The sequence below is a fragment of the Rothia endophytica genome (assembly GCF_039543885.1).
GTDB lineage: Bacteria > Actinomycetota > Actinomycetes > Actinomycetales > Micrococcaceae > Rothia > Rothia endophytica.
The window spans coordinates 1,340,044-1,362,878 of the sequence record NZ_BAABKP010000001.1 but is presented as its reverse complement, the minus strand read 5'-3'; the positions used below and the strand labels follow the sequence as shown (position 1 = coordinate 1,362,878).

Here is a 22,835-nt window from a genome sequence, read left to right as displayed (position 1 = left end):
GATAAGCAATCATGGTTAACGTCAATATTTCCTACGCAGACCCCGTTGACGGCAAAGTGCCGGACGGCCCTCCCTCGACCGCCTGGGCTCGCCGCCGCGACCAATACAAACTAGTCTCGCCCCTTAACCGCCGCAAGTTCAAAGTCATTGTGGTGGGGACAGGTCTAGCCGGTGCCGGCTGTGCCGCGGCACTGGGGGAGCTGGGCTACCAGGTATCTGCCTACACCATTCACGACGCGGCCCGCCGTGCCCACTCGGTAGCAGCCCAGGGCGGCATTAACGCGGCCCGTGCCCGTAAGGTTGATAATGACTCCATCCACCGCTTCGTCAAAGACACCGTCAAGGGCGGGGACTTCCGTGGACGCGAGGCCGATGTTTTCCGTCTGGCCGAAGAATCGGTGCGCGTCATCGACCACATGAACGCCATTGGCGCCCCCTTCGCCCGGGAGTACGGCGGCCAGCTGACCACCCGCTCCTTCGGTGGCGTGCAGGTCTCCCGCACCTACTACACTCGCGGGCAGACCGGGCAGCAGCTGCAGGTTTCAGCGTCCCGTTCATTTCAACGCCAGGTTGCCGCCGGTACCGTTACTCTGCATACCCACGAGGAGATGCTGGACCTCATCATCAAGGACGGACGTGCCCGGGGCATCGTCACCCGCAACCTGAAAACCGGTGAGGTGCGAGCAGAAACTGCCCACGCCGTCGTGCTGGCAACCGGCGGCTATGGCAACGTTTTTCACCGCTCAACTTTGGCAAAGAACTCCAACGTGACCGCTGCCTGGCGCGCAGTGCGCCGGGGGGCCTACTTTGCGTCCCCCTCCTACATTCAGTTCCACCCCACCGCCTTACCGATTAGCCACAAGTGGCAGTCCAAGACCACGCTGATGTCTGAGTCCCTGCGCAACGACGGGCGTATCTGGGTGCCCAAACTGGCAAGCGATGACCGGCCCGCCAACGCCATTCCCGAGGACGAACGGGACTACTACCTGGAGCGCAAGTACCCCGCCTTTGCTAACCTCACCCCGCGCGATATTGCCTCACGTGCAGCCCGCGAACAGATTGAAAGCGGCCACGGCGTTGGGCCGCTGAAGAACTCGGTTTACCTAGACTTTAGAGACGCCAAGGAGCGTCTGGGCGTCAAAGTGCTGGATGAACGTTACGGCAACCTCTTTGAGATGTACCGGGACGCAACCGGCGAGGACCCCCACGAGGTGCCTATGCGTATCGCCCCCGGCGCCCACTTCGCCATGGGCGGGTTGTGGACTGACTACGACCAGATGAGCAACATACCCGGGCTTTTTGTGGGCGGTGAAGCCGGCTGGGGCTACCACGGTGCTAACCGGCTGGGAGCTAACTCCCTGCTCTCTGCCTGTGTAGACGGCTGGTTCACCCTGCCCTACTCGGTCCCCAACTACCTGGCCCAGCACCTGGGTGAAACCCTGCTAGAACCTACTGACCCCGCCGTGCAGGGCGTCCTGAAGGACGTTTCAGAGAGAGTAAACCGCCTGATGAAGATTGGCGGTAAAACTCCGGCAGACCGTATCCATGCTGAACTGGGTGAAATCCTCTACGAGGGCTGCGGGGTGAGCCGTAGCGAAGCTAAACTCACCGCCGCCATCGAGAAAATCAGGGCTCTAAGAGAGATCTTCTACACCGACCTCTTTATCCCGGGCAACCCCCAGAGCTTCAACCAGGAACTCGAGCGCGCCGGCCGCCTGGAGGACTACCTGCAGATGGCAGAACTCATGTGCATCGATGCCCTGGACCGCAAGGAATCAGCTGGTGCCCACTTCCGCGAGGAATACCAAACCGAAGAGGGCGAGGCAGCCCGCAACGATGAGGACTGGTGCTTTGTCAGCATCTGGGAGGAGGGCGCAGATGGTGCCCACATCCGCCACGCTGAACCGCTGGACTTCAAAGACATCACCCTAGAAACGAGGAACTACAAGTGAAACTCACCATTGAAGTCTGGCGCCAAGATAACACGGCTACAGCAGGCCGATTTGAAACCTACACTGTTACCGGTGCCTACGAAGAAATGTCCCTGTTAGAGCTCATTGACTACCTCAACGACCAGCTAGTTTCGGAGGGGCGCGAGCCAATTGCCTACGAGTCTGACTGCCGTGAAGGTATCTGCGGCACCTGCGGTATCACCGTCAACGATCAGCCCCACGGCCCGGTGCCCAACACGCCCTCCTGCCGCCAGCATCTGCGTTCCTTCAAGGACGGGGACAATCTCCGCCTAGAGCCCTTCCGGTCCGAAGCATTCCCCGTCGTCCGTGACCTGGTGGTTGACCGCACCGCCCTAGACGACGTCATCCGCGCCGGCGGTTTTGTCTCGGTGGATGCTGGGACTGCTGCAGATGCCGACTCCATGCAAATCGGTCACGGTCGGGCTGAACAGGCACTCGACTTTTCAGCCTGCATTGGGTGCGGTGCCTGCATCGCAGCCTGCCCCAACGGTTCAGCTAACCTCTATGCTGGTTCAGTACTGCAAAGCCTTTCTCTGCTGCCCCAGGGGCAAGCTGAACGGTCCTCCCGCGCCCGTAACCTGCTGGCTGAAGCAGATACCCACTTTGGCCCCTGCTCGGTTTACGGTGAATGTGCTGTTACCTGCCCGGCGGGCATCCCGCTCTCAGCTATCGCCGCCGTCAACCGTGAGCGCGCCCGCTCCGCCTTCCGTAAGGGGAAGGACGACTAGCCTCCTCGCTGGGGAATAAACCCTTGGACGGGAGTAGGCTAGGAAGAAAAAAATACCCACTTCGAGCGCGTAGCTTGAGGGCTGCGCGAAGAAAGCAACCATGACATCTGCACCACAGCCAGGAGTTCCTGTAGCCCCGGCACCAGCTCGTGAACGAAATGTGATGATTGCCAAAATCATAGCGATTTTGGCGGTTACTCTGATTCTCTTCTTCCTGCCTGCCCCCGAGGGAGTTGACTCGCGCGGTATGCACATGGCGGGTATTTTTGCCGGTACCATTCTGGGGTTGATTCTGCAGCCCCTGCCCACTGCGTCAGTGGCGCTGATTGGTCTGGCTGCAGCGATGATGACCGGCACCATGGCTGCAAAAGATGAGGCACTGACCGGCTTTGGCAATCCCACCATCTGGCTGATTGTCGCCGCCTTCTTCATTGCCGACGGTTTCTTGATCACCGGCCTGGGGCGCCGTATCGCCCTGATGTTTGTATCCAAGCTGGGGCGCTCGTCCCTGGGCCTTGCCTACGGTATGGCACTGACTGACCTAGTTCTTGCACCAGCTACGCCCTCTAACACGGCTCGTGCCGGTGGCGTGGTCTACCCCATCATCAAATCGCTGGCAGTGGTGAATAACTCTGAACCGACCACCACAGAATCCCGCAAACGTTTGGGCTCTTACCTGTTGCTGACCGCGATTCAGGTCAATACCATCACCTCAGCCATGTTTATTACGGCGATGGCGGGCAACCCTCTGGCAGTGGGCTTCGCTGAGCAGCAGGGCGTTCACATCACCTGGGGCACCTGGGCTCTGGGCGCACTGGTGCCCGGTGTGGTCGCTTTGCTGGCCATGCCCTGGGTCATGATGAAAATCTACCCGCCCACCCTGCGCCAGACCCCGGACGCTCCTGATCACGCTCGTGTGCAACTCAAGGAATCGGGGCCTATGTCCCGAGCCGAAATCATTATGCTGGTGACCTTCCTGCTCCTTTTGGCGCTGTGGATTCTAGGCTCAACCATCGGGGTCAATGCCACCTCAGCTGCCTTCTTGGGCATCGCGATTCTGCTGGCCAGCAAGGTGCTGACCTGGAACGACATGGCGAAGAATTCCGGTGCCTGGTCCACCCTCATCTTCTTCTCGGTCCTGGTGGCTATGGCAGAACACCTCGACACCCTGGGTGTTATTACCTGGATTGGTAACTCTGTGAGCTCACTGGTCGGAGACTTGCCCTGGCCGCTCGCTTTCGCCGTGCTCCTCCTGGTCTACTTCTACGTCCACTACCTCTTCGCGTCCAACACCGCACAAATTGTCGCCATGTACGCGGTCTTCCTGGCAGCAGCTGTCGCCGCAGGCACCCCGGCGATGTTCGCTGCTCTGATGTTCGGTTTCGCCGGCAACCTGATTGGCGGGCTGACCCACTACGCCTCGGGCCCTGCAGGCGTCATCTTTGGTTCGGGCTACGTTCCCACCAACGAATGGTTCAAGAAGAGCTTCATTGCCTCGGTCGTTAACATCATCATATGGGGCAGCGTTGGCACGCTCTGGCTCATGCTGATCGGCCTGTGGAACTAGCCTTTTGCCGTGCTGTGTGGCTTGTTAAGCTGGGGGTATGCTCCAGCTAACGGTCACACACTTTGGTTTCAGCCCGGTCAAAGGCGCCCGGCACACCGCCCACACGAGGGCGGAACGTGGCCCCGGTGGCATTGTTTTTAATCGCCGCTGGGGTCTTGTTCTGCCCCAGACGGGTAAGGTAGCGCGATCTGTTGCCTACCCGAAACTGGTGCAGGTAGAGAATTCATTGAGCGAGTGTGATCGCGGGACGCTACTGGAGGTGCGTATCCCGGGGAAGGGCAGCTTCACTCTTGAGCCACTATCCAAGGGAGAAGTCCAGACTTTTGATTTTTGGGGTCAGCCTAAGCGCCTGTCCCTCTATGACCACCCGGTCAATAGAGCTCTTTCTGATTTCCTCCACGAGCAGGTGGTACTGGCCTATGCCCTTGACCCGCTGATTTTTGGCGCCCCGCTGAGTCTGGTAGGTTCTGCCACTTTAGAAGAGCTAGGACGCAGGGTAGAGCCACCTTCCAACCACGAAACCGGCGTGGTGTCGGTAGACGCTGCCCGCCTGCGGTGCAACCTGGTCGTCCAGACTGATGAACCCTTTATTGAAGACACGTGGACAGGGCAACAGGTTCAGCTACACGTGCTAGCCCACCGAGAGGGGAAGCCGGTTCCTGGCGACTTAGACGGGGTAAAACTCACCCTCGGTGAGCCCATCGGCAGGTGCGCTGTCATCGATACCAACCCGGTCACCGGCGTCCGAGACATGAAGCTGCTCAAGAACCTGGCAGGCTACCGGCCCCGCAATCAGCGTGGAGAACCGGTGGCGGGTGTCTATGCCAACTTCAACGTGACGTAATAAGCGGGAGCAAAGAGGGGCACCAGTAGAGTGAAAGCATAGTTCTTTCCCATGGTGAAACGAGATGACGCATGAAGAGCCCCCACATAGTTTTGGCTTTAGCCGCCGCGGTGACCCTCCTTCTCTCCGGCTGTACCGGTGATTTTTTGGTGCACAATCTCTTGTGGGCTCAGGCCAGTGCTGATGCCCGCTTGACCGGGCAAGAGCTGCTGGATTTTGAGCCGATGATTGCATCTCAAAAGCCCTACTTAGAGAAATCAGATCTGGCCGTGTGCCAAATGGAAACCCCGGTAGCCGTTGAAAGCGGCCCCTACAGCGGCTACCCCAGCTTCAATGTACCTCCCCAGATTCTTACGGTGGCAGCTAACATTGGCTGGGACGCCTGCATGACGGCGAGTAATCACTCCATTGATCAGGGGACTGCCGGGCTCGAACGAACCTATAGAGCCGTTGAGGAAGCTGGTATGGGGGTCACCGGCACCAATCTGAGCGAAGATGAATCCCAACAACCCGATATCTTTTAAAGCGCCAACGGCGTCAAGATTGCGGTGGTTACAGGTACCTACGGGCTTAACGGTCAGGTTCCCGAGCACAACTGGCAGTTAGATATGCTCGACACCAAGACTATGATCGCTAAGGCGCAGTGAGCTAGAGAAGAAGGTGCTGATATCGTCGTCGCCCATATGCACGCCGGTGATGAATACGTCACCGAGCCCAACAACCAACAGATCACAGTCGCCCGTGAACTGTCAGATTCCGAAGCATTTGACCTGATCGTGGGTCAGCACGCTCACACCGTCCAGCCCATCGAAAAGTACGGGGACACCTGGGTTGTCTACGGCATGGGCAATAACGTCACGGAGCTCTCACCGTCCATCGTCGGTAACAACGAGGGCATTATGGTCAACGCCGTCATGACCCGCGATGATGCAGGGGACTGGTCGGTTAAGGCCCTGCGCTGGGCACCGAGCATGATGGTCGATGACCCTAGCTACCGCTTCTGCATTACCTCACCCAGCTCAGCAGCAAGCTCCTGCGCTGCGCCGGCACGTGCAGCAGCTTCTTCCGCGCGGGTCAAACAGGCAGTAGAATCCCGCGGGGGAGTTGCTGATGGGGTTGCAGGAATGGGTGCTTAACTATAAACCAGAGAGCGCAAAGGACGCTGGGCACAGGGGAGGGCAACCTCAGGGAAAACCTGTTGCCTGCCAGAAATATTTTTCTGCTGATACAGTGATTCTCGGGGTCTTTTCTTTTTCAGGCAGACACTGTCTGCACAGTACAGGAAGGCAGATTAGATGATGTTTCCTCACAATTTTCTCTGGGGCGGGGCAACCGCAGCTAACCAAATCGAAGGCGCCTACCGGGCAGACGGCAAGGGACTCAGCGTCCAGGACGTCATGCCTCACGGCCTGCGCACCCCACCCACCGCTGAACCCACGAACGATAATCTCAAACGTGAAGCCATCGACTTCTATCACCGCTACCGTGAAGACATCGATCTTTTCGCTGAAATGGGCTTCAAAACCTTCCGACTCTCCTTCGCCTGGAGCCGTATCCTCCCTCAGGGGGACGAAACAGAACCCAACGCAGCGGGCCTTGAATTTTACGACCGGGTGATTGACTATTTGCTCGAAAAAGGCATCGAACCGCTGGTTACCCTCAGTCACTACGAAACACCCCTGCACCTGGCAAGGCACTATGGTGGCTGGACCAACCGCGAGCTCATCACCTTCTTTGAACGCTACGCCCGCACCGTTATAGAACATTTCAAGGGGCGTGTGCGCTACTGGCTCACCTTCAACGAGATCAATTCGGTGTTGCATTTCCCCTTCTTCTCGGGGATCGAAAGCACACCTGAGGAACTCGGCCCTCAAAAGCTCTACCAGGCCATCCACCACGAGTTAGTTGCTTCAGCCCGTGCCACCAAACTTGCCCACGAAATCGACCCGGCCAACAAGGTTGGCTGCATGATTCTGGCGGTTCCCCGTTACCCTCTGACCCCTGACCCCCAGGATGCGCTCGCCGCGATGGCTGCCTCCCACGAGGATTACACTTTTGGGGATGTGCACGTACGCGGTAGCTACCCCGGTTACTTCCTACGCAAGCTCAAGGAGCTAGGCGTTGAATTAGAGATGACCGATGCTGATAAGGAAGACCTTAAGCACACCGTCGATTACGTTTCCTTCTCTTACTACATGTCGGTCTGTGAGTCAGCCAACCAGGAGGCTGGTGGCGAGGGCAACATTATTGGCGGCGTCCCTAACCCCACCCTGAAAGCCTCAGAGTGGGGCTGGCAGATTGACCCGGTGGGGCTGCGCATCATTCTGAATGACTACTGGGACCGCTGGCAGAAACCCCTCTTCATCGTTGAAAACGGGCTGGGCGCTAAAGACAAGTTAATCAACGAGACCGTTGAGGACGACTATCGCATCGATTACCTGAATGATCACCTGGTGCAGGTAGGTGAAGCGATTGAGGACGGCGTTAAAGTGCTGGGGTACACCAGCTGGGGCCCCATTGACCTGGTATCAGCCAGTACCGCTCAGATGTCCAAGCGTTACGGCTTTATCTATGTAGACCGGAATGACGACGGTTCGGGTAGCTTGAAGCGCTACCGTAAGAAGTCCTTTGACTGGTACAAGCAGGTCATTGCCAGCAACGGCGCCTCCCTGCGACCTTAGCCACCGGGGTGGGGCGGGGGGAGTAGCTGAGCTAACCCTGCCACCCCCTTAGCAAGTGCGAGCGTGCCGCGTATAATCGATAGAGCGCCAACCGGCGCGGCTCCCAACCTGTCAGGACACCATGACCACTCCTATGCTCGCTAGCGCCACCGATTACGGTCGCATGTACGCGCGCGAAGTGGGCGGTGAGCTACTGGTTCCTTCGATTACTACGGTGATTGGGCAGCAAGCCAACGACCTGAGTGGTTGGCACGGCTATATGGCTGCTAAGGCGGCGCTGGAAGACCAGCGCTCCTACAGAGCCAGCAGTTCAGCTGGCCTTAAGTTTGCGGTCATTAGGGACGCCGCCTCAGCCTCTGAACGCTTTAGAGATGCCGCGGCAGCCCGCGGGGACCGCGTGCACAACTATGCCGAACAAGTTGCCCTGCGAACCATGGGGCAGCCCCACGAAGTAGAGGGGCATCGCGAGAACCTCATTGCTCACGGGGAGCAGGCTTTTGCTGATCGTTTTGACGAGTGGTGGGAGCTGTACCGCCCCAAGCCCCTGGCCACCGAAGTAACTATTTGGAATGAGACCGTAGGTTACGCCGGCACCCTAGATTTGGTTGCTGAGATTGCTGGGCACACCTGCATCATCGACTACAAAACCAAGGGCACCGACCGCAAGGGTCGGGTCAAGCCGTTGGACGACAAAGTGGTCATGCAGCTGGTTGCCGGTCTTAAAGCTGAAGAAGCGCTGGTCGATGCCGAGCAGGGCGACTGGGAGCCCTGGAAGCACGGTGAAGCCCCTATCCTGATGGGCGTTGCCCTGGGCGAGACCCAGGTGGTGCCTCAGCAGGCTAACCCTCACCTCCTGAAAAGTAACTGGTTCAAGTTCTGCGCCCTCAAGCGCGTGTGGGACTACAACCGGGAGCTGAACGAGGCCGATCACGAGGCGCTCATGCCGGTGATTCCACCGCCCACCCCCAAAGAGCTGGCAGCAGCCCACGTCGCTGCAAGCCAGCTTGAAGAGACCCCGGACGCCGCGGCGTCCTGATCCTGGCCCCTGAACCCCTAGATAAGAGAAAAGAGCCCCATGACCATCCTGTCCATTCGAACCGTTGGCGACCCGGTGCTGCGCACCGCCTGCGATGAGGTCACCGTCTTTGACGCTGACCTAGAGAAGCTGATTGCTGACATGCTCGAAACCATGTACGACGTGGGAGGGGTAGGTCTGGCAGGCCCGCAGGTTGGTATTTCTAAGCGCATCTTTACCTTTGGTGGCATTGATGACCGCGAGGGACACATTATTAACCCCGTGCTAGAGACCGGGCAAGAGCCGCAAGAAGGCGGTGAAGGTTGCCTGTCGGTACCCGGCATATCTGCCGAGACACCCCGTAAAAATTGGGCACGGGTGACTGGCGTGGACTGCTACGGTGAACCGGTGATGTACGACGGTGAGGGGTTGTTTGCCCGCATGCTCCAGCACGAAACTGACCACCTGAGCGGGACCATGTTCATCGACCGACTGGTGGGCGAAGATAAGAAAAATGTCTGGCGCAAAATCCGCCAGAACAACTACAACGACGTCGCCGCTGCCGTGCAGGGGGAGCGCGCCGCTCACTTAAGCTCCGTCTTCGGAGCAACCGGTGGTTCTTTTGGCACAGCTCAGCCAGGAACCACGCAGAGCGGTAGCGCTCAACCCGGTTCTTTCGGTATCTAGGCAGAGACAGAGAAGATGATGAAAGTTATTTACGCTGGAACGCCGCAGATCGCGGTGGCCCCGCTCGATGGTCTGCTGGAGGCAGGCTACGAGGTCGTAGCTGTACTGACCCGCGAGGACGCTCCGGTAGGGCGCAAGCGCGTGCTCACCCCCTCACCCGTTGCTGCCCGAGCGACTGAGCTAGGCATCCCCGTCATTAAGGCCAACCGCTGGGATGACGAAACCCAGGACGCTGTTGCGGCGGTGGGTGCCGATATCGCCGCAGTCGTTGCCTACGGCGCTATCCTGCCCGCCCGCGCCCTGGATCTTCTGCCTCACGGCTGGATCAACCTGCACTTTTCTGCTCTTCCTGCCTGGCGCGGTGCTGCACCGGTGCAGCGAGCACTTATGGCGGGGGAGACCGAGATTTTCTCTAACACCTTCCGCATCGAAACCGGGCTGGATACCGGCCCTGTTTTCGCCACCGAATCGGCGCTGGTGGGGCCTGAAGATAGTGCTGGCAGCATGCTAGAGAAACTGGCGTCCACTGGCGGTGCACTGCTTGCTTCAACCTTTGCTGAGATTAAAGCTGGTGCTACGGGAATACCCCAGACCGGCGATCCTACCCACGCCGCGAAGCTCACCATTGCAGACGGCAAAGTTGACTTCACACGCAACCGGGCAGACATCATTGCACAGGTACGAGGTGTAACCCCCGAACCCGGTGCCTGGTGTGAATACGCTGGTGCCCGCTTGAAGCTGGGCCTCCTTTTGCCCAGCGACGCGCCAGCAGAGGGTGCGCCCGGTACCGTCCGTCTAGTCGCCAAAAAACCCGTGGTCACCTGTGCAGATGGCAGCCTAGAACTAACTCAGGTACAGCCTTCGGGCAAGAAAATGATGAACGCAGCTGACTGGGCACGAGGCCTTGGCTCAGCACTCACCGAACAGAAAGTAGTGCTGGCATGAGCATGAACGCAGGCGGCGGTAGCCGCAACCACCAGAACCGAGACGGCAACCAGGGCCGCGGGGGCTTTGGTGCCCGCGGCGGTAACCGACGCGGTGGCGAGGGCCGCCCGGATTCCCGCGGTGGCAACCGAGATAACCAGGGGGAGCGTCAAGAGTTTAAGCGAGATGGAGGGGGAGAAACCCGCCGTAATGTGCAGGGCCGGGAACGTAACCGTCGCGGTCAGCATGAGCGTGACTTCAGTGCCTCTGCCCCTTCCCAGCGTACCCGCAGCGGTGATGCGGCTCGTACCGCAGCTTTTGAGGTTCTGGTAGCTGTAGCTACTGAGGATGCCTACGCTAACCTGGTTCTACCCAAAACCATCCGTGCCTATCATCTGGACCAGCGAGACGCCGGTTTCGCTACCGAACTTACCTACGGCACCCTGCGTAACCAGGGCACCTATGATGCCATTCTGGCGCACTGCGTGGACCGTGAAGTAGCCAGAATTGGCACCAAGATTCTGCTGGTTCTGCGTCTGGGTGTCCACCAGCTGCTGGCTATGCGCGTGCCCGATCACGCCGCCCTCAACCAGACCGTTGCCCTGGCCCGTGCCGAGATCGGCACCGGCCCAGCCAACTTTGTGAACGCAGTGCTCCGCAGGGTCTCAGAACGTAGCTCCGAAGAGTGGCATCAGCTCATTAGCGACGAGGCCACCGATGATCTTCAGCGCATGGCACTGGATAAGTCCCATCCAGCTTGGATTGTGCGCGCCTTCCGCCAGTCACTGGCTGCCCACGGCAGGAAGCCCGCAGAAATTGAGGCACTGTTGGACGCTGATAACGCGGCTCCCACGGTCAACCTGGTGGAACTTCCCGGTCTGGGGTCCTTAGATGAGGCCCGCTCCAAGGGCGCTGAAGACGGCACTCTGGTTGCAGGTTCAGCTCTCTATTCATCAGGCGACCTTGCCCGCCTAGATTCGGTGCGTGAAGGTACCGTGCGCGCCCAGGACGCCGGATCCCAGCTGGTGGCTCGTGCGCTGGCTCACGCTGAGCTTCAGGGTGAGGACTCCAATTGGCTCGATCTCTGCGCCGGCCCCGGCGGTAAGGCTGCCCTATTGGGCGCCCTGGGTGCTCAGCGCGGTGCCCGACTGCTGGCTAATGAGTCGGCTGAGCACCGCGCTCGCCTGGTTGAGCAATCACTGCAACCCTTGCCCGCTGGTTCCTATAGCGTAGTGACCGGCGATGGACGCCAGATCGAAAAGACCGCAACTGGTCAGATGTTTGACCGCGTGATGGTGGATGTTCCCTGCTCGGGTCTGGGTGCCCTGCGCCGCCGCCCCGAGGCTCGCTGGCGTAAAACCCCGCGAGATATCGCCGAGTTGCTGCCCCTACAACTGGACCTCTTTAAAGCTGCCGCCTCAGTCACCCGTCCCGGCGGTCTCATTGCCTACGTGACCTGCTCACCGCACATGGCTGAAACCCAGAACATCGTGCACGACATTCTTCGTACCGGGCAGGTTGAACTGCTTGATTCAGCTGCCGCTCTGCGAGCAGCTGCTCTCACCAATGAAGCGGGCACCAGCGTCCTGACCGGTGATCTTGACCCGGGCTTCACCCCGGATGACAAGAACCCGGCCGCCACCACCGGCCAGCTCTGGCCTCACGTGCACGGCACGGATGCCATGTTCTTCGCCCTCTTCCGCAAGAAGTAGCGAGAACTTACCGGCTATTCACTAGGATTTACTACCGCGGATGTTCACAGCGGCGGCAAGCTGACTCTCTCGCCCGGTTCGCTTCGCTCACTAGGGCGATTCACGCCAGCCTGAGCCAGCTTTGCCGCGCACTGCACCGTCCGCTATTTTCCTGGGGGTTAAGCCCGCCCTGAAGCATATAAATAACTCCCGGCAGAGCATGCCGGGAGTTATTTTTGTCTACCTACTGGCTGGCTAGAGAACCATGGCAGCTACCCAGCCGGCCGCCAGAAGGGGCAGGTTGAAGTGTAAGAAGGTGGGAATCACTGAGTCGCGGATATGGTCGTGCTGCCCATCTACGTTCAGACCTGCGGTGGGGCCCAGCGTCGAATCGGAGGCAGGGGATCCAGCATCACCCAGAGCGCCAGCGGTGCCGATGATGGAAACCGTTGCTAGAGGGGAGAAACCCAGCGCCAGGCAGAGGGGCACGTAGATAGTGGCAATGATGGGCAGGGTGGAGAACGAAGAACCGATACCCATGGTGACGATAAGACCAACCACCAGCATCGCTATTGCCGCTGCGCCCTTGTTTCCTGCAAAGAGGTCAGCTACCACGGTCACCAGGGGGTCCACGGCACCGGTGGCATCCATGACCGCTGCGAAACCCTGGGCTGAAATCATGATGAAGCCGATGAGCGCCATCATGCGCATACCGGCAGTGAACACATCGTCAGCTTCACGCCATTTTACGGCACCGGTCAGCATGAAAATCATGAGACCAACCAGGGCACCTACCAGAAGGGAGTTGGCTTCGGTGCCCATGCTTTGCATGATGACCTGAACCGTAAAGGTAGCGATGATCGCGATGATTGCTACGATGACATTGAATCGGGAAGGCTCTTTAGTCTCATAGTCGGTGGGGGCAAGGTCGATAGAACGATAATTGCGGGGTTTGCGGTAGGTGAAAAAGACCGCGATGAGCAGACCAATGACCATGCCCAAAGCAGGGATGCTCATTGCCTTCATGACGTTGATGCCGGCTACGCTCATGCCTGCAAGCTCGATGTTGCCGAGCAGAATATCGTTGAGGAAGATTGAACCGAAACCGACCGGGATGAACATGTAGGTGGTGACCAGGCCGAAAGTCAGCACGCAAGCAATGACGCGGCGGTCAACTTTCAGTCGGTTGAATACAGCAAGCAGCGGCGGAATAATCAGCGGGATAAAGGCAATGTGAACGGGGATTAGGTTCTGGCTCATAATCGCCATGGCAAGGATTCCGACCAATAGCAGCCAGCGCACAGTGAACTCGATGCGGGTGTTGGCCTCGTTTGATTCGCTGCCGACCTTGCTAATGAGACTGTTAGCCAGGAGCTGAGGCAGACCAGAACTAGAGACGGCCATAGCGAACGCACCCAGCAGAGCATAAGAGAGGGCCAGCATGGCACCGCCAGAGAGCCCATCTTGGTAGGCAACCATGGTGCCATCCAAGCCCAGGCCCCCGGCTAGACCGCCCACCAGGGCCCCGATAAAGAGCGCCAGGACCACGTGCACGCGCGCTGCTGAAAGCGCCAGCATAATGATTACCGCAAGCAAAACTGCGTTCATGAGATACCTTTGTTGTGTGTAAAAGACCCTAAGAGTTTACCCCTCGCCGCGGGGGGCAGAACCCTGTAATACCGTCATATGACCTGTGACGGCGCTTATGTTCAGCGTTGCTCTAGCCGATAAGATAGAGAGAAGACCTGCCGCTAGTACAAGGGAGCACCACATGACCTGCCACATTAACCCCTCCATTCTGAGTGCAGATTTCTCTCGACTGGGTGAGGAACTGACTGCGATTTCAACAGCTGATGCCGCCCATATTGACGTGATGGACGGCCACTTCGTGCCCAACCTGACGTGGGGCCTGCCGGTGGTTAAGCGGCTCAAAGAAGTTTCCCCGGTGCCTTTTGATGTGCACCTGATGATTGAGGACGCCGACCGCTGGGCGCCGGATTACGCTGAGGTGGGGTGCGAATCGGTGACTTTCCACGCTGAGGCTGCCATTGCGCCCATCAAACTGGCCCGCACTCTGCGTGAGAGCGGTGCTAAGGCGGGCATGGCACTGAGGCCTGCAACAGCCGTTGAACCCTACCTGGATATGTTGATAGAGCTAGATATGCTCCTGATTATGACCGTTGAGCCTGGCTTTGGCGGCCAAAAATTTCTTGATGTCACCCTGCCCAAGATTCGCCGTGCTGCCGCAGCTCTTGAGGGCTCTGATGCTCCGGTCATGGTGCAGGTGGACGGCGGCATCACCGAAGAAACTATTGTGCGCGCTGCAGAGGCAGGGGCTACGTGTTTTGTGGCGGGTTCATCGGTCTATGGAACCGATGATGTAGAAGTAGCTATTGCCGGTTTGCGCCAAGCTGCCGCGTTCGCCCACCGTCACTAGATCATTTGACCCAACCAACCACCAGCCTTTGACCGCCTCGCGTGGCACAAGAACCGAAAACACAGGGACTATGAATATCGCTTTAGAGCAAGCAGACAGCGCGCTCAGCGCAGCCCAACAGCTTATTGAGGAGGCAGGGCAGCTGGCAGAGGCCCTGACCCATCTTGAAACTGCGATTGCAGGGTTTGAAAGAGTGGGGGAGAGCTACGGGTTGATTATCGCTCTGAAGGTAGCTTCAGAAACTAACAGGGACTTAGGTCATCTTGAGACTTCCCTTGAACAGGTCAAGCGTGCGCACGGCGTCCTGACCGACATTAAACCTGACGCTGAGCAGGTGGCAGATTTTGCCACGGAGGTCGGGTCAATTTACGCCCAGATGGGGCAGCTGGTTGCTGCGCGCATCTGGTATGTGCAGGGGCTTTACGGCTATGAGGGGAGCGGGCGGACGCTGGACGCAGCCCATAACCTGACCTGTATCGCTGGCCTTGACCGGGCTGAAGGGGCTGAGGACAAAGCGCAGGAGATGCTGGCGGCCGCCTATGACCTTTATGAGGCAGAGCAGAAAGTCGACCAGATGATTCAGATCCGTCTATCTATGGCTCAGGGGCTGGTGGCTCAAGGGAACACAGAAACTGCTCTGCTCTATCTCACCCAGGCACACCACAGCGCAGAGGAGCTGGGGGAGCAAGAACTGCTGGGGGCTATTCACCAACAGCTTGCCCTAGTGCAGGCTCGACTAGGTAACACCGATCAGGCTGGTGAACACCTGATTCAGGCTAAAAAAATCTTTGCAACTGTGGGGCTGTGGGAAGATGCTTCTTTTACAGATGAGCTTCTATTCTCCCTGCAAAAAAGCCAGGAGAGCGGGTGGTGAGAAGCTAGGCTGGGGCGAAAAGCAGGTCCTCAATTACCCATCGCTCACCGGTAAAACGTGCAAAGATAGTCGCTGGTATATCCCTGGAGCCTTCCGTACATTCGTATGTTTCAGTGTGGTCTATTGTCCAGGATCCGCACTCTCGGCCGTAGCGAACGTTCATACTGTAAACACCGGGTTGCTCGGTTTCAGCAAAACTTTTTGGGGCAGGTTCGAGATACATAATCCCTCCTACAATCCAGCTGTCCTGCAGATAGACCTCATCGTAGGTGTCATACATTTCTATGAAGGCTGGCAGCGTCTTGCTATCGATAGCTGCTCTGGCTACCGTGCTATCGCCGGTGGTTACGGCGTAGTTGTGGCTGACCATCCAATCCATTGTGGCGTAGCTGAGGCCCCGGGCAGTTAACTCGGTGGATTCATCGTAGATTTTGGGTTGTGGTGGGTTCTGCGCTGGAGCCTTATTCGTTGCCGGAGTGTAGACGCTATCTTCATGGTGAGAAGTGTTGCCGGTTGGTTCTGTTGCAGCGGTTGAAGAGGGAGGCGAGCTTGAGGTGGGTGGGGCGCTGGTTACCGGCGTCCCCTCGGCGTTAGTCTCGGTGGACGCTGGGGGCAAGTTGAGCACTCCGCAGCCGCTGAACAGCAGTGCAAAAGTAACAACAGCGGGGATAATTTTGGGTGCGGTAGAACGAAACATGATGTTTCCTCCGGGGTTGAGGTCTGCCCGAAACTGGGCTTCTTGTGTGCACCAGTATTACCGGCGGAAAAGTGCCACGGCTAACAAAGCACCTCATCCACAAGGAAACTCAGAGAATAAACTGAACTGTGACACGTTTTTCTCTCATATCGCGAGACCATCCACAGCCCTCGTTCACGACATTTCTTATCCAAGAGTCTGAGCGTCTACATATGGGCTGGTCGAAACCTTACCTGAGCTTAGAAGAGAAAATAATGAATAAGGCGGGTAGCAATAGCTAAAGACTCCTGACCAAGCCGCATACATTTATGGTTAGGTCAGGAGTCTCCGGAACTGCAGTTCATTTCTTTATTTCTTGGGTTCCAGCCAAGCTTCTTTCAGCTCATCAAAAGCAAGTTTCTGCTCGAAGTTATCGGTATTGTCTCTAACATTGACGATTAGGGTAGTCTTGCTACCGCCGTTCTTAGGGCCCCGAAGGCCACGTCCAATCATCTGCAGATAACGATTAGGGGAGAAGACCGGACGAGCAATATACACTGCATCGCATTTCGGGGCATCGAAGCCTTCGGAGAGGACTCCATAGTTTGTAAGAACCTTGTACTCTCCGGACTTGAAGCCAGCGATTGCTCGCTTTCGGGCAGCTGGAGATGATGACCCGGAAACGCTGGCAGCTGAGATTTGCATAAAGTTAAGTACAGCAGCCAGGGCAACCGCATGCTTGACCGAAGCCGCAAAAAGAATAATGCTACTTTCCGGCTTCTTAGCAACTAACCCTTTAATATGCTCCACAAGTTGGACATTGCGTTCTTGACTTGATGCAATTTGCTCTAAATCCAGACTCATCTCCGCCATTCGATTCATACGATTGTGTAAATCTTCGTCAGTTGCCGCACGTTTCTGTGTTTCACTTAGCGCTTTTTTCTCTAGTTTAATACCGTCAATCACGTCATAATCAACCTCGGAAAGCACTTCGATCTCTTGCAGATATTCGTGAGCGCCAGATTCAGCAAACTGTATTGGTTCATAGAGATTACGATCAAACCTAGTTGCTAGCTGCTCGGTTTCTTCGGCGTTGTAGCCGCGATAAGGGGTGGCTGAAAGTCCCAAAAGATGGCCACGGGGGGTTTTATCCCTAGGGCTACGACCAAATTTTTGGAATATAGAAGTGAATGATTTAGCCACAGCTCCATGCGCTTCGTCGACTACTAGTATCTGGGCATCAAAGAGCCACTCGTAAATTTCCTCTTCAACCAAACGGCTAAGAGTTTGGAAAGTTGCTACGACGACTTGTAAATCAGCATCTTTTGCCTCTACAGGACGCCTTGAATCCCACAAACGGCTGATAGCTAATTGTCCGTTAGTTTTGCCAAAACACTGCCATACGGTTTGCCAGGATTGTACTGCCTGCTCGCAGAGTTCGTTACTGCCTGCAATCCAGACAATCAGATGGGGTTTATCTGAGACTTCACAGAACCGTACAATTGATTCTGTCGCGACTCGGGTTTTACCAGATCCGGTAGGTAAAGAGATAAAGCCTTTCTGGGGTGTAGCTTGACTGAGCATCTCAATAATCTTGCTACTGACATCCAGCTGGTAGTCATGGAGTGGGGGCAGACGGACGGGGCCAGTGAAAAACTCCTGGTCAGGCATACGTATGTTGCGCTCACCCGCAAACGCTTTATCCAGATTTAACTCGTCAACAAATTTGCGTGCCTTGGCGCCACCGGCAAATTGCATGGGTGTGTTATCGCGGAAAACTTCCTGGAGGTATGGTTTCAACGCTTTCAGCAGGTCTACACCGTGGATGCTTTCTAGGATAGTTCCGTATTGGTCGGTGCTGAGAGTTTCGCCAGTAACGCTTTCAATTATGTCCAATATTTCATCGGGCATTATGTTTCGAAGCTTTTCCTCGCCAAGCATCTCGGTTAGCTTTTCGTTGATATCCGCGGCATTTTTGACATCATTGATGCGCTTTTCATGATTCTTGCTTTTAGCTAGCTGTTGATGTCGTTTAAATAGATCGGCGGCATTGTATTCTAGCTTGAGACCTTTAAGGGCAACTTGAAGAATCTGAAAGGAACTAATTCCAGGCGTGTAATAAACTGTTTTTCTTTCTGTATCATAAATACAATTAACATTCTTTTTTTCGGTGTGTTGATCAAAAGTGTTCTGGACAGATTTGCTGATAAGTGAACACTCTGAAACGCGAATTTTTGAAAGAGACCAGGTTTTAGTGAATTCTTTGATATCGCTCAAATGTGGGTAGTAATCCTTTATTTTCCCCTTTGGTTTAATTCCGTGAGTTTCAATAGTGGTGACAAAATCTATGTCAGCAAATTGCATGCCGAATCGATTTTGCATTATTCTAGCTGCACCTGCTGAATGTGAAATAATCACCCCGTAGCCTGAATGGTGAGTCAAGATATGGTTTTTTGCGTCTTCATTCAGAACCACGTAAATTTTGGATGCAGGCATTGGTTTAGCGCCCTGCAGTGTTATAGCGCTGAAATAGATACTGCCTGAAGCAGACAGCTCGGTGAGCTCTGCAAGGAGGCTGTACCCCCTATGAATGATTGCTAGGTCATCGTTCCTGTGCAGTTCCCTCATGACGGTTTCTAAAGTAAATTTTTGATTATTGTGAGAGTACAAAGCTTCACGCAAATCTCCATCCAGTGGAATAGCAAGCAGCTCTTCTGGAAACCCGGCTGGTGGCTTAATGATTTCTGAGGCATCTCGGATGCCCTTATTTGTTTCTGCAACCCCGTACTTGAGAATCCAATACAGGTTGGGAGTCGGCAATTGTGTACAGGTGGAAAGATCTTCAACGGGATGGCCTGGAGTAAGGCCATCTATGCTTCCTTCAAGCGCTTTAAGCGTTACCTTGGCTCGGGTAGGCTGTGACGCAGAGTTGAGCAACTGTAAACCCGGGGTAAGGAATTGATTGGGTACCTTCAGGTTATGTGGGAATACTCCGGGTAGTCCGTCTAGATTATTTAGTGTTCGGCAGTAGTCTTTGAAACCTTGAGAAGCCCACCACTTGTAGGTTTCATCATTCTTGTTTTGTAAGACGGGGTTATTGAGGTTGCGGTGCGCCCCTAGCGTTGCAGCGAGTTTTGCTACATTTCCCAACCTGTTGAGATTCAGAAGAAGATGTAAGTCTTCCTCCCGCTCGCCTTGGATTAGGCCACCATGTAGCCAGGTTTTATTAACAGGTTTGATGGATCCATCCATGCACAGCGCGGGGAAAGTTCCATCTGGGAAATAGTGGTGTATTTCCCTTATTAATTCATCGACAGGTTCTTCAAGAAAAATGGTTGCACGCCAAGCGTCGGCTACAAGATTGGGGTCCGTGGTATTTTTCTGAAGTGCCTTGAGGGCGCGGGAAAATTTGACCAGACCGCTCTGGATTCTAAAGCCTAAATCTTTAAGTAGAACGGAGCACTCTTTGTTGTTGCATAAATCTGGGTGAATATATTGGCCGGGGTTGCCTTCGATATTTTCCAAAGAGTTGGTGATTGATAGTTCACTGACTTTTGGTGGGCGAATATTTTTATAACCATCCCATAAGAATTTGGTGTTACGCATTTCCGCTATCTGATCAGCAGTTCCGTTGTGGTTAATGGTATGGGAGAATTTTATAGCAGAAATGGTCATGTCAATGCTGTCTTTCTGCGCGAATGTAGAAAGCATTTCTCTGATGCTAGATACCTTATTGTTTGCGAGTGAAAATATCTCAGTCAGAATTCTGTGTCGCGTAGAGTTAGTTGCTGCACTCGCATGAACCCAGGAGGAATGGATGTCGGGATGTTTTTGAACCTCTTCGTAGAAGGACTGCAGTAGCGTTTCGTTTTCTGGTTCCCGTAAGGCTTTAGGCGATAAGGGGAGATTGAGCTGTTGTGGTGTGTACAATTTTCCGTCCTGGGCGGGGACGGACGGCACCTGCGCTAGAGCTGCATATAACGGGGCTCGCAGTAGCTTTTCTGCCCAGCTACGTCCACCACCGTCCTCAGCTGAAGGATATAAGTCAAGTGTCTTGCCCGGTTCGTCTTCGTTATGCACGAGGGGAAGGTTGGCAGCAACCAGTTGAGGAATCGTGCGCTGAATGATTTCTTCGTTAAAGAGGCTACCTTCGCCAATGTTGGCGCGGTCGGGGCTCATATCGAAGGCGGCGTTAAAGATGCCAGGTACACCGGTCTTTTGGGCGGTGGGGAAGTACTGCCAGAACTCACCTAGGGTTCTACCGCCTGCACGTTTTCCACCTACCTGCACAGCCCAGGTGACGGGAAGGGTGCTTTTGGCAGTGTTACCAGAGACTCCTGCAAGTGCCTTAGCTGATGGCCGGTGCTCTGCTGTGAAGACCCTCCAAACTGTATCGTCCCCATCGATATTGATAGTGAATTCATAGTCCCGAACGGGGTGGGGCGTGCGGGTGAAAGTCCGATGATTTTCATGGCCTGGAACCGTGACTTTTAGATCGAGTGAGCCCACCTTATCGCTGAAGAGAAGAAACTGGGCTTTGAAGTCCTCAATTTCCTTGTGTAGGAAGTCAAAGCTCTTGGTGAGAGGAACTCGGATGACGGTACTTGCCCACTGCACCATACGGGCAAGATCTGCGTCTTCTGCGATCGCTTGTTCGGCATTTATGGCGTAGGCGAGGCGCAGCTTCGGTGTTTTCTCGGTGGAGAGCCCACGGGCAGCTAAATCAGCTTCAAACCGCTCATTATCAAAGGCGAAGCTACCGGATGAGGTAAAGATCTCAGGTGAATCTGAAATGGCAAGCAAGGACTTGAAACCGAGACCAAACCTGCCGATGTCATTACCTGATTTGCTGGAAGAGTAAGCGGTCTGCAAGGCCTGTATGTTTTTGACGTTAAAAGGCATGCCTTCATTTGCACAGTACAGATAATTTGGGGTCAATAGAATTTCTATTTTCCCTTCAAGACCCTCCATGGGATCAGATGCGTTTTGTACCAGCTCATTAATTTGTTTTGTGGCGTAGGCACCAGTACGAATGTGGTCTTCAAGGTTGAAATGTTCTTCTAGAAGCTCTGGTCTTGCCTCGTAGGAAGCAAGAACGCTTTCTCTTTCTTTTCGAAGAAACTCTGCGTTAGCTCCTGTATTCTTAAGCCATTCAGCTGAAAGAGGCATCATTGCAATCCTTGTGTTGATTATCACTATTTTTTGCAGTTTATCACTGGACCGGTATCTAGCTACAAAATTACGCAGAGAGTATTAATTCTTATTCTTGTGATTACTCGGCGGTATACTAATTACTTTTTGTTTCAGGTAGCAGAAAAGTTGCGGTTGCAGCTGTGCAGAAGGCGGCGGCAAAGACTGCAAAGAGACCGGTGACCCCTACCAAACCGACGAGCACCGGGACGATTAGCGGGGCGGCAATTGAGGCTAGGCGTCCGAAGCCAGCAGCTGCACCGGTCCCAGCTCCACGCAACTGAACCGGGTAAAGCTCCGGACCCACCGCGTAGAGAGCACCCCAGGCACCCAGGTTAAAGAAGGAGAGGAAACAGCCAGCGGTAATAATCATCCAGGGCTCAGTGGCTAGACCGTACGCCACGGCAGATAGCGCTGAACCTGCCAAGAAGGTGGCGAGGGTGGCGCGGCGCCCCCACGCTTCAATTAGCCAGGCGCTCACCGCATAACCGGGTAGCTGAGCCAGGGTCATGATGAGGGTAAAGGTAAACGACTTCACCAAATCAAAACCTGCTGCCACCAGTAGTGAGGGTATCCAGATAAAGGCCCCGTAATAGGCCAGGTTGACGCAGAACCAAATCACCCACAGGGCACCGGTACGACGTTTGAGTGCGGGCGACCAGATGGAGGTTGCTGCTTGAGCCCCAAGATCTGGAGTCTCCTCGATGATGGCTTGAGTGGTTTCAGAAGAAGCACGCAGAGGCCGCGACCGCTCAAAACTTTCAACAACCTGTTGGGCTTCTTCGCGGCGTCCGCGGGACACCAAATAGCGCACTGACTCTGGCAAACCTAGCCGTACCACCGCTGCATACGCAGCCGGGATGCAGCCAAAAGCGAGGGCAAATCGCCAGCCGTTTTCAGAACTGCCTACGACGAAGGTCCCGATGAGGGCGGCAGCAATCCACCCTAGAGCCCAGAATGCTTCAAGAATGACCACCATGCGGCCGCGCACTCTGCTGGGTGAAAATTCAGAAATATAGGTGGAGGCAACCGGAAGCTCAGCGCCTAGACCCAGACCTACGATGAAACGCAGTACCAGCAAGGTGGTAAAGGTGAGGGCCAGAGCTGATAACCCTGTAGCCACCCCATAGACCAGAAGGGTGATGGCAAAAATGTGCCGTCTGCCGTACTTATCAGAGAGTTTTCCGCCGAAAGTTGCCCCCAGTGCCATCCCCAGAAAACCGAGAGAGGCAAGCAAGGAGGCTTGCCCAGGGCTAATCTGCCAGTGTGCTATCAGGGCAGCCATGACAAAAGAAATGAGCCCGATATCCATGGCGTCAAGAGCCCACCCAATACCGGTTACTCCTAAGAGGCGAGCATGACGCCGGGTGACGGGCAGTTGATCTAGGCGGTCATTGAGGTCATCGGTGGACGCCGGGATGCTGGCTAGTGTACCCGGTGGGAGGTTGTGGGAGGGCATAGGAAACATTTCTCAAAGGTAATAAAGTCACCATGACTTTATCCCAGAGCGGCGGTTAAAACCTAGCGGACCGCCTCTATAAGACAGTA

At 55.6% G+C, this 22,835-nt stretch carries 16 protein-coding genes and 1 pseudogene; 13 read left to right on the top strand and 4 right to left on the bottom strand.

The features are described 5' to 3' along the window. Window positions 1–11 precede the first annotated feature (11 nt). From ABD982_RS06090 to ABD982_RS06040, 11 genes and pseudogenes are all read left to right on the top strand, one after another. The gene (locus ABD982_RS06090; protein ID WP_345445597.1) at window positions 12–1,952 is read left to right on the top strand and encodes a fumarate reductase/succinate dehydrogenase flavoprotein subunit; all 1,941 of its coding nucleotides are present in this window, start codon (window positions 12–14) and stop codon (window positions 1,950–1,952) included. Further along, window positions 1,949–2,701, top strand: coding sequence for a succinate dehydrogenase/fumarate reductase iron-sulfur subunit (locus tag ABD982_RS06085; protein WP_345445595.1), 753 nt, complete (start codon window positions 1,949–1,951; stop codon window positions 2,699–2,701). The genes ABD982_RS06090 and ABD982_RS06085 overlap by 4 nt, the downstream gene beginning before the upstream one ends. Before the next feature lie 100 nt (window positions 2,702–2,801). After that, entirely contained in the window at window positions 2,802–4,268 is a 1,467-nt protein-coding gene (locus ABD982_RS06080) for a DASS family sodium-coupled anion symporter (RefSeq protein ID WP_345445593.1), read from the top strand. Window positions 4,269–4,305: 37 nt separating this feature from the next. Then, window positions 4,306–5,112, top strand: a complete 807-nt coding sequence (locus tag ABD982_RS06075; protein ID WP_345445591.1) for an MOSC N-terminal beta barrel domain-containing protein — start codon at window positions 4,306–4,308, stop codon at window positions 5,110–5,112. A 71-nt stretch (window positions 5,113–5,183) separates the two neighbouring features. Further along, complete coding sequence (locus tag ABD982_RS06070; protein ID WP_345445589.1) at window positions 5,184–5,636, top strand: CapA family protein; 453 nt, start codon at window positions 5,184–5,186, stop codon at window positions 5,634–5,636. A 138-nt stretch (window positions 5,637–5,774) separates the two neighbouring features. Next, a pseudogene (locus ABD982_RS06065) lies at window positions 5,775–6,248 on the top strand (CapA family protein); the annotation flags it as partial. 159 nt (window positions 6,249–6,407) lie between these two features. Beyond that, on the top strand, window positions 6,408–7,793 hold the full coding sequence (locus ABD982_RS06060; protein ID WP_345445587.1) for a glycoside hydrolase family 1 protein: 1,386 nt from the start codon (window positions 6,408–6,410) through the stop codon (window positions 7,791–7,793). 121 nt (window positions 7,794–7,914) lie between these two features. Next, window positions 7,915–8,829 carry a cytochrome gene (locus tag ABD982_RS06055; protein WP_345445585.1) on the top strand — a complete coding sequence of 305 codons (915 nt, stop codon included), beginning with the start codon at window positions 7,915–7,917 and terminating at the stop codon, window positions 8,827–8,829. A gap of 39 nt (window positions 8,830–8,868) precedes the next feature. Continuing rightward, window positions 8,869–9,495 carry a peptide deformylase gene (gene def, locus ABD982_RS06050; protein ID WP_345445583.1) on the top strand — a complete coding sequence of 209 codons (627 nt, stop codon included), beginning with the start codon at window positions 8,869–8,871 and terminating at the stop codon, window positions 9,493–9,495. Window positions 9,496–9,513: 18 nt separating this feature from the next. Beyond that, a complete protein-coding gene (locus ABD982_RS06045; protein ID WP_251380160.1) occupies window positions 9,514–10,440 on the top strand; it encodes a methionyl-tRNA formyltransferase in 927 nt (308 codons plus the stop codon). Window positions 10,441–10,442: 2 nt separating this feature from the next. Further along, window positions 10,443–12,131 (top strand): RsmB/NOP family class I SAM-dependent RNA methyltransferase, encoded by a 1,689-nt coding sequence (locus ABD982_RS06040; RefSeq protein ID WP_345445787.1) that lies wholly within the window; start codon window positions 10,443–10,445, stop codon window positions 12,129–12,131. A 234-nt stretch (window positions 12,132–12,365) separates the two neighbouring features. Here the strand turns inward: ABD982_RS06040 and ABD982_RS06035 are convergent, their stop codons facing one another. Continuing rightward, a complete protein-coding gene (locus ABD982_RS06035; protein WP_345445581.1) occupies window positions 12,366–13,718 on the bottom strand; it encodes a Na+/H+ antiporter family protein in 1,353 nt (450 codons plus the stop codon). A 163-nt stretch (window positions 13,719–13,881) separates the two neighbouring features. Here ABD982_RS06035 and rpe point away from each other — a divergent pair, with 163 nt between their 5' ends. Further along, window positions 13,882–14,547 carry a ribulose-phosphate 3-epimerase gene (gene rpe, locus ABD982_RS06030; RefSeq protein WP_345445579.1) on the top strand — a complete coding sequence of 222 codons (666 nt, stop codon included), beginning with the start codon at window positions 13,882–13,884 and terminating at the stop codon, window positions 14,545–14,547. 70 nt (window positions 14,548–14,617) lie between these two features. Then, window positions 14,618–15,421 (top strand): tetratricopeptide repeat protein, encoded by an 804-nt coding sequence (locus ABD982_RS06025; protein ID WP_345445577.1) that lies wholly within the window; start codon window positions 14,618–14,620, stop codon window positions 15,419–15,421. Window positions 15,422–15,425: 4 nt separating this feature from the next. Here ABD982_RS06025 and ABD982_RS06020 read toward each other — a convergent pair whose 3' ends face one another. The 3 genes from ABD982_RS06020 to ABD982_RS06010 form a co-directional block, all read right to left on the bottom strand. Continuing rightward, window positions 15,426–16,118, bottom strand: coding sequence for a DUF6318 family protein (locus ABD982_RS06020; RefSeq protein ID WP_345445575.1), 693 nt, complete (start codon window positions 16,116–16,118; stop codon window positions 15,426–15,428). A 348-nt stretch (window positions 16,119–16,466) separates the two neighbouring features. Further along, on the bottom strand, window positions 16,467–21,269 hold the full coding sequence (locus ABD982_RS06015) for a DEAD/DEAH box helicase (RefSeq protein ID WP_345445573.1): 4,803 nt from the start codon (window positions 21,267–21,269) through the stop codon (window positions 16,467–16,469). Window positions 21,270–21,384: 115 nt separating this feature from the next. Then, window positions 21,385–22,746: an MFS transporter gene (locus ABD982_RS06010; protein ID WP_345445572.1), complete on the bottom strand. Its 1,362-nt coding sequence runs from the start codon at window positions 22,744–22,746 to the stop codon at window positions 21,385–21,387. Between the last annotated feature and the right edge of the window lie 89 nt (window positions 22,747–22,835).

Excerpts from the sequence above, each read along its gene's own strand:
- def (WP_345445583.1), top strand. The coding sequence starts at position 8,869 with ATGACCATCCTGTCCATTCGAACCGTTGGCGACCCGGTGCTGCGCACC.
- ABD982_RS06040 (WP_345445787.1), top strand. The coding sequence starts at position 10,443 with ATGAACGCAGGCGGCGGTAGCCGCAACCACCAGAACCGAGACGGCAAC.
- ABD982_RS06060 (WP_345445587.1), top strand. The coding sequence starts at position 6,408 with ATGATGTTTCCTCACAATTTTCTCTGGGGCGGGGCAACCGCAGCTAAC.
- ABD982_RS06070 (WP_345445589.1), top strand. The coding sequence starts at position 5,184 with ATGAAGAGCCCCCACATAGTTTTGGCTTTAGCCGCCGCGGTGACCCTC.
- ABD982_RS06010 (WP_345445572.1), bottom strand. The coding sequence starts at position 22,746 with ATGCCCTCCCACAACCTCCCACCGGGTACACTAGCCAGCATCCCGGCG.
- ABD982_RS06020 (WP_345445575.1), bottom strand. The coding sequence starts at position 16,118 with ATGTTTCGTTCTACCGCACCCAAAATTATCCCCGCTGTTGTTACTTTT.
- ABD982_RS06075 (WP_345445591.1), top strand. The coding sequence starts at position 4,306 with ATGCTCCAGCTAACGGTCACACACTTTGGTTTCAGCCCGGTCAAAGGC.
- rpe (WP_345445579.1), top strand. The coding sequence starts at position 13,882 with ATGACCTGCCACATTAACCCCTCCATTCTGAGTGCAGATTTCTCTCGA.
- ABD982_RS06090 (WP_345445597.1), top strand. The coding sequence starts at position 12 with ATGGTTAACGTCAATATTTCCTACGCAGACCCCGTTGACGGCAAAGTG.
- ABD982_RS06055 (WP_345445585.1), top strand. The coding sequence starts at position 7,915 with ATGACCACTCCTATGCTCGCTAGCGCCACCGATTACGGTCGCATGTAC.
- ABD982_RS06025 (WP_345445577.1), top strand. The coding sequence starts at position 14,618 with ATGAATATCGCTTTAGAGCAAGCAGACAGCGCGCTCAGCGCAGCCCAA.
- ABD982_RS06080 (WP_345445593.1), top strand. The coding sequence starts at position 2,802 with ATGACATCTGCACCACAGCCAGGAGTTCCTGTAGCCCCGGCACCAGCT.
- ABD982_RS06015 (WP_345445573.1), bottom strand. The coding sequence starts at position 21,269 with ATGATGCCTCTTTCAGCTGAATGGCTTAAGAATACAGGAGCTAACGCA.
- ABD982_RS06035 (WP_345445581.1), bottom strand. The coding sequence starts at position 13,718 with ATGAACGCAGTTTTGCTTGCGGTAATCATTATGCTGGCGCTTTCAGCA.
- ABD982_RS06045 (WP_251380160.1), top strand. The coding sequence starts at position 9,514 with ATGAAAGTTATTTACGCTGGAACGCCGCAGATCGCGGTGGCCCCGCTC.